Here is a 6662-nt window from a genome sequence, read left to right on the forward strand (position 1 = left end):
ACACTATAAAAGAACCTTTATGCTATGGCGATAAGAATGGTGAGGTTGAATTGGAAATCATTTCAGGTGCTACGCCATACACTGTCAGCTGGAATACAGGTGCAGTAACGCAGAATATTTACAATCTAAAATTTGGCACCTATACCTATACAGTCATCGACAATGAAAATTGTGAATTTACAAATACAGTCAATTTAACTCAGCCTGATACACTTATCGCAGAAATTAATATCTTTAACGACGTGATTTGTTATGCTCAGAATGATGGAGAAGCTTATGCAGCTGTGAGTGGTGGAACTGTTCCATACAGATATAGCTGGTCAAATGGTGAGACAACACAAGATATTAGTAATTTACGTCCTAAAAAGTACGAACTAATAGTTACAGATGAGAATGATTGTCAGGACACAACAAGTGTTGTCATCGAAGAACCAGAAGAGTTATTACTCAGAGTTGAAGCTAACAGACCGACTGTTGAAGGTGCTAATGATGGAGCAATATTCTCAAAAGCATTTGGAGGGATACCTGATTATACAGCAAGCTGGGAAATTGAAACAGGTGCTGACATGTGGTCTCTTCTAAATGAATCTGATTTAGAAATTACTGACCTTGATAGAGGGAAATACAGATTAACACTGAGTGATGTTAATTCATGTGCAACAGACACTATTATTAATTTAGAATATTTATATGATAGATTAATTGAAATACCTAAGGCGTTTACACCTAACCAAGATGGTTATAATGATTATTGGGATATATTAAGAATTGAATATATTCAAAGACTTACAATTGTCATTTACGACCGACTTGGAGCAAGTGTTTATAAATTCTCAGGTACAGGAAATGAATACAAGGGAAATCCTTGGACAGGTAAAAACAATAATTCACATTTACCTATTGGTTCATATTACTATGCCATTGAAGCTGATGATTCAAAACCCTTAACCGGTTCAGTAACCATTGCCCGTTAAATTAAACTAATCGACACATAGGCCTCTAAGATACTATATGAGAAATTTTTTTATAACTCTAATATTTATATTTACATTACATGTTTCGGCAAAGGCCCAACAACTACCTTTGTATAGTCAATATGTCGAGAATGGATTTTTATTTAATCCAGCCATGGCTGGAACTCGGATATACACACCTGTGCGTTTAACTATGCGTAAACAATGGGCAGGTATTGAAGGTGCACCAGAAACACAAGCCCTAAGTATTCATCGGAATTTTGGAGAAAGGTGTACAACTTGTGATGCAGTCGGGAACCCACTTGCTCAAAGAAGTACACAAAGAGGCTTGGGAATGGGTGCTTATGTTTTCAATGATAATTATGGAGCTATTTCACGCACAGGTATCGAATTATCCTATGCGTATCATCTAGAATTCAACCGTCAGTATTATGGGAAAAGAGGAACTCGCTTATCCTTCGGTTTAGGTGGTGTTTTCTACCAATACAAGTTCGATGGTGATTATATTCCTGTTGGAGACCCACTCTACACGGGTGGTGATATAGTATCTTATATTCCTGATGCAAATTTTGGTGTTTACCTTTATAACAATGATTATTTTGTTGGTTTTTCAATTGCACATCTATTTCAATCTTCAGTAAAAATGGGCGACGCTGGTTTCAATAATGATATCATGTTGAGACACTATTATTTTACTGCTGGTTATACATTTAATATCAATAATCAAGTTGCACTTGAGCCTTCTGTTATTGTTCGAAGAACAATTGATTCACAAAATTATATTGACTTTACAGCAAAACTTTATGTAAGAAGTTTTTGGATGGCCTTATCTTACCGTAGCAACGATCAACTAGTTGGGATGCTAGGGGTAAATTTTGCAAAATATTATTTGGGGTATTCTTACGACTACTATTCAAACAATCTCCTTGCTAACAATAGTAACGGAACTCATGAAGTCACTGTTGGTGTTAATTTAGATGTTCCTAAAACAATGATTCGTGACTTGATGAGACGTAATAGAAACGAAGCTGCAAAAACACGTCGGAAAATTAGACAAAAGAAAACCAAAGAATTTATGTTCTTCTAGAAAATTATTTTTCGTTTAAACTACTATTGAATGAAGTTCCCTATTTTCTCATTAATTATACTTTCACTTATACTCCTCATTTCCGCTTGTGATAATAAGGAAGAGTACAATCACGATCCTAACTTTCAATTGAACTTTTCTTTAGACAGTCTAACTTTCGATACCATTTTCTCGGGACTTCCTTCAACAACTAAACAATTGAAAGTATATAATCGATCTTCAAAAGCAGTTTATCTTGATGAAATTGAACTTGTAAATAATGATGAAACTTATCGTTTAAACATTAATGGGTTGGTTGGGAATAACACGAAACGAGTCTATATTCCTGCAAAAGATAGTCTCTATATTTTTGTTGAATTAAATGTGCAAGACAATAATCAAGATTCACCTCGCTTAATTGAAGACTATATTCAATTTAAATTCAATTCAAGGGTTCAAAGATTCCTACTTAAAAGCTGGGCTCAGGATGTCATCCGCTTAAAAAACAATGAACTCCAAACTCAGGAATGGACAAAAAATCGACCCTATTTTATCGATGAGAATTTATTCTTGGTAGAAACTCAAAGCCTGACAATAGAAGCTGGAACAAAAGTATATTTTCAGAAAGGTGCAGGTCTACACATTCATGGTAATCTAAATATAGAAGGTAGTTTTGAGGAGCCAGTCTTTTTTGGTTCACATCGTCGTGAGGAATTGTATGATGATGTTCCTGGACAATGGGAAGGCCTTTTCTTTCATTCTGAAAGCAAAGCCAATTTCATTTCTCATCTTCAATTGGAGAATGCAATAAAAGGTATCAGTGCTCAATCTGAAATAAACAATAACAATCTGGAAATTGAATATTCTCAATTCATCAACTTCACCACGACAGGAATAAAAACCGACAATTTTAATCTAAAAATGCACGATGTTATCGTATCTAATTGTGGACAACAAACGGTCCTCCTAGAGGGAGAAGGTGATTTTGAATTTTCACATTGTAATTTTATCAATTACTGGCAACTTTCATTAAGAACGGATGCTAGTTTCAGCTATTTAGCAAATGAGAACTCTGGAAAAGAATTAAAACTCAACAATAGTATTATTTGGGGAACCAAGTCTGATGAAATAGAAATAAATCTGACTGGTACAGTTGAAATTATAAACACATTAATCAGGCTAAGTGAAGAAAAGCAAAATGATTTTTCTAGTATTTTTGAGAACTGCATTTTCAATACGGATCCTGAATTTGTTAATAAGAATGAACACAATTATAATCTAAGTGCTAGTTCACCTCTCATCAACAAGGCTAAACTCGATATTGCCAATATATTTTCATTAGATTTCAATGGTAATTCGCGACTCTCTGACACAGCTCCAGATATTGGGAGCTTTGAATATTTTGAAGTGAACTAATAGTATCAATTTATCGAAATTACAATGAAAAATAATCTCTGTTTTTTATTGGTTTTACTTTCCACACTAAGCTCCTTTTCCCAATCAAAATCTGAAAGAGAAATTGATGAGCTGCGATCAGACTATCGAATTTTATTTTACAATGTTGAGAATCTTTTCGACACGAAAGATGACAGCTTAAAAAATGATGCAGAATTCTTACCTCAAGGCCAGAAATATTGGACATGGAAGAAATACCAAGACAAGTGCTCAAAAATTGCTAAAGTTATTATGGCTTCGGGTGGTTGGGAGTTACCCGAAATTGTTGGACTATGCGAAATAGAAAACAAAAGAACTTTAAATGGAATTCTATACGCTACACCCCTAAAAAAAGCCAGGTATAAAATCATTCATAAAGAATCTCCTGATCATAGAGGCATTGATGTTGCTCTCCTTTATCAATCCGACCGCTTCTTCCCTCTCGACACCTCATTTATGAAATTAACCTATAATGGTTCTGATCATTCCACAACTCGAGAGATATTATACGTAAAAGGGGCTACACATACCGACGATACATTACACCTATTTGTCAATCATTGGCCATCACGATGGGGAGGACAACTCGAATCAGAATATAAACGATTAGCTGCTGCGAGTCTCCTCAGAAGCAAGGTCGATTCAATATTCGACCAGTGTTTGAAAGCCAAAATCATCATCATGGGTGATTTCAACGATTACCCCAACAATAAATCAATTTCTAAAACGTTAAAAGCTTGTGTTCCAAACAAAGAATTTAAAGATAACAATCTTTATAATTTAGCCGCGTTTCTAGAAAAGAAGAACTCAATAGCTTCTCACAAATATCAAGGTGTTTGGGGCATGTTAGACCAATTTATTGTTTCAGGTGCTTTGATGAATGCAAATGGTATTTTACGAACTCAGCCTAAAAACATGCATCTCTTTGCTCCTACTTATCTACTTGAAACTGATAATTCATATAAGGGCAGGCGACCTTTTAGAACTTATATTGGTTATAAATATCATGGTGGCTTTAGCGATCACCTTCCGATCTATCTGGATCTTTGGCGAGCTTTGGATGATGAGTAGTAAACATAGAAATTCACAATGTTTACAGTAAAATATTACTGTTCAAAACTCTACAATTAAATAATTATCATTATCTTCAAATACAAAAACATAGATAATATGAAATTTGAAAAAGATTTATTAGTTCAGAAATCTACGGTCAAAACAATTCTAGGAGGTCTAGATATTGTACTTATTTTTTTATGGATTAGTTCAAAAATCTATATTGAACAGAGCTTTAATACTTTTGATCTAATTTACCTGATCATCCTGTTCTTATTAGGAGCATTATTCATACTAGAAGGAAGAGGAATTCCTTTTGCTAAGGTTTTTGGGAAAGCCTTTATATTAATTGATGAAGAACAAATTAGTATAAAAAAAAGTGTGTTTAGGGAAGCACAAACCATATTTTGGGATGAAATTAAAACGATAGAATATAAAACCAATCACTTTCTTTTCACAAAAAATGATGATAGTTTGTTTCCATTTAAACTAAGAAATATTAGATTTAATAAAGAAATATTAGATTTCATTAAGGTGATAGGTAAACACAAAGGTCTTGAGATTGAAAGAATGAATGACTTTAGAAACAAATAAAGCATAAAAAAGATGTATTATTATCCTCTATTTGATGTGAAAATCAAGTAGGGGATTTTTTAATTCAAGCCTCGATGAAAGTTACACTTACAAGAAAAGATGAATTTAATGAGACGTATTAATCTAAACATGTCTGATTTTAAAATTGAACCTCCAACGGCATTTTTCGACACAAATTCAACTTCAATTGAAATCAAAATTTTATATTCTCTAGATTTCACTTCAAAACAAAAACCAACAGAAGACATGCTTAATTCTAATCTTACCCCTTAATATCAGTCATATCCAAAGATTTTTCCTAATTTTGCCAACATACAATAAGACACGAGAAACTTGTTTTTCTTAGTGTCTTTTTTTTGCACACAATCTGTAAACAATAATCATGATAAATAGAATCACTCAACTTTTTGGAATCGAAAAACCTATTATTCAGGGTGGAATGGTATGGTGCTCAGGATGGAAACTTGCTACAGCGGTTAGTAATGCTGGTGGTTTAGGGTTAATCGGTGCTGGATCTATGCATCCAGATATCTTCCAAGAACATATTCAAAAAGCAAAAGCTGCATGTAATAAACCTTTCGGGGTTAATGTACCTCTTCTTTATCCAGAGATGGATAAAATCATGGATATCATCGTAAAAGAAGGAATCAAAATCGTTTTTACATCAGCGGGTAGCCCAAAAAAATGGACTCCATTTTTAAAAGAACATGGCATTACTGTTGTACATGTTGTGTCTAGTGCGTTTTTTGCTGAAAAATGCGAAAAGGCTGGCGTTGATGCAATTGTCGCTGAAGGATTTGAAGCTGGGGGACATAATGGTCGTGAAGAGACTACGACTATGGCTTTAATTCCAAATGTTCGAAGAGCAACTAACTTACCCTTAATTGCTGCTGGTGGTATCGGCTGTGGTAAAAGCATTTTGGCAGCACTAAGTTTGGGTGCTGATGGTGTTCAAATTGGTACTCGATTTGCTGCATCTGAAGAATCCTCATCTCACATCAATTTCAAAGAAGCTATCGTTAAACTAGACGAAGGAGGAACAAAACTTGCTCTTAAGAAATTAGCCCCTACCCGATTAATAAAGAATAAATTCTTCGAGCAAGTATATGAGGCTGAGTGCCGTGGAGCTTCCACTGAAGAAATGAGAGAAATTCTTGGTAAAGGACGTGCAAAAAAAGGCATGTTTGAAGGAGACCTTAAGGAAGGTGAATTAGAAATTGGTCAAGTTGGAGCAATGATAAAAGACATTCAGCCTGTTTCCAAAATTATGGATGAGATGATAACTGAATACAAGCAAGAACTTGAAATTCTTCAATCAGCACAATCTAAATACCAGTTCTAAGAGAATTAAAGAAAAACTAGCTTTAATCTTGCTTTTAATTAGACAGAAGCTGAAATGAGCCTTCTGAATTTAAAATATAAAAATGATTGAATTCGATAAATTTACTCTTGACAATGGACTTAAGGTAATTGTGCACAAAGACACTTCAACACCTTTAGCTGCTGTTAATATCCTATATAATATTGGTGCCAAGGATGAA

The 6662-nt window shown here is 34.1% G+C and carries 6 protein-coding genes; all 6 read left to right on the forward strand.

What is annotated here, in order from left to right:
- Positions 1-974 (forward strand): gliding motility-associated C-terminal domain-containing protein (locus ABY905_RS12415; RefSeq protein WP_372644355.1); only part of this gene is annotated, 974 nt, incomplete at its 5' end.
- A gap of 37 nt (positions 975-1011) precedes the next feature.
- Positions 1012-2061: a PorP/SprF family type IX secretion system membrane protein gene (locus tag ABY905_RS12420; RefSeq protein WP_372644357.1), complete on the forward strand. Its 1050-nt coding sequence runs from the start codon at positions 1012-1014 to the stop codon at positions 2059-2061.
- Positions 2062-2091: 30 nt separating this feature from the next.
- The gene (locus ABY905_RS12425; protein ID WP_372644359.1) at positions 2092-3456 is read left to right on the forward strand and encodes a choice-of-anchor Q domain-containing protein; all 1365 of its coding nucleotides are present in this window, start codon (positions 2092-2094) and stop codon (positions 3454-3456) included.
- Positions 3457-3480: 24 nt separating this feature from the next.
- Positions 3481-4545 (forward strand): endonuclease, encoded by a 1065-nt coding sequence (locus ABY905_RS12430; protein WP_372644361.1) that lies wholly within the window; start codon positions 3481-3483, stop codon positions 4543-4545.
- 99 nt (positions 4546-4644) lie between these two features.
- Positions 4645-5121: a hypothetical protein gene (locus tag ABY905_RS12435; RefSeq protein WP_372644363.1), complete on the forward strand. Its 477-nt coding sequence runs from the start codon at positions 4645-4647 to the stop codon at positions 5119-5121.
- Between the two features lie 382 nt (positions 5122-5503).
- Entirely contained in the window at positions 5504-6463 is a 960-nt protein-coding gene (locus ABY905_RS12440) for an NAD(P)H-dependent flavin oxidoreductase (RefSeq protein ID WP_372644365.1), read from the forward strand.
- Positions 6464-6662 lie beyond the last annotated feature (199 nt).

The sequence above is a fragment of the Ancylomarina sp. genome, assembly GCF_041555295.1.
In the GTDB taxonomy this organism is placed as follows: domain Bacteria; phylum Bacteroidota; class Bacteroidia; order Bacteroidales; family Marinifilaceae; genus Ancylomarina.

What these genes read in the sequence shown, in the direction of transcription:
- ABY905_RS12420 (WP_372644357.1), top strand. Translation starts at nt 1,012, where the DNA reads ATGAGAAATTTTTTTATAACTCTAATATTTATATTTACATTACATGTT.
- ABY905_RS12425 (WP_372644359.1), top strand. Translation starts at nt 2,092, where the DNA reads ATGAAGTTCCCTATTTTCTCATTAATTATACTTTCACTTATACTCCTC.
- ABY905_RS12430 (WP_372644361.1), top strand. Translation starts at nt 3,481, where the DNA reads ATGAAAAATAATCTCTGTTTTTTATTGGTTTTACTTTCCACACTAAGC.
- ABY905_RS12435 (WP_372644363.1), top strand. Translation starts at nt 4,645, where the DNA reads ATGAAATTTGAAAAAGATTTATTAGTTCAGAAATCTACGGTCAAAACA.
- ABY905_RS12440 (WP_372644365.1), top strand. Translation starts at nt 5,504, where the DNA reads ATGATAAATAGAATCACTCAACTTTTTGGAATCGAAAAACCTATTATT.